This is a genomic window from Streptomyces alkaliphilus (genome assembly GCF_014141535.1).
GTDB classification, from domain to species: domain Bacteria; phylum Actinomycetota; class Actinomycetes; order Streptomycetales; family Streptomycetaceae; genus Streptomyces; species Streptomyces alkaliphilus.
Genome location: NZ_VKHT01001781.1, coordinates 1 through 383, shown reverse-complemented (window position 1 = coordinate 383; position 383 = coordinate 1). Strand labels below are relative to the sequence as shown.

The window sequence follows — 383 nt, the reverse complement described above, 5'->3', positions numbered from 1 at the left end:
CTCCCACCCCCGGCCCGGGCGACCCGGCGGCCGTGCCCGGTCTCGTCCGCCGGGTGGACCCGCCCTGGCCGGCCGGTCTGCCCGACGGAGGCCGGCACGGTTTCACCCCCGCCGACCGCCGGCGGCTGGAGGCACTGCTGCCCTCGATCGTCGCTCCCCTGGCCGACGCCCTGCCGATCGGTGCCCGGCGCGTCCTGGTCCTGGGCACCGAGGAGTTCATGTACGTCCCGCTGCGGATCGCGGGCGCGCTGGACGCGGCCGGGACGGCCGGGGAGGGACCCGAGGTCTTCTTCTCCACCACCACCCGCTCCCCGGTGCTGCCGGTCGACGACCCGGGCTACGCCATCCGCAGTCGTCTGGTCTTCCCCGCCCACGACCTGCCC

1 protein-coding gene is annotated in these 383 nt (G+C 77.0%); it reads left to right on the top strand.

Going from position 1 to position 383, the window contains the following annotated elements; all coding sequences use genetic code 11:
- On the top strand, positions 1 to 383 hold a 383-nt coding region (locus FNQ90_RS26740; protein ID WP_182608621.1), incomplete at both ends, for a TRSP domain-containing protein.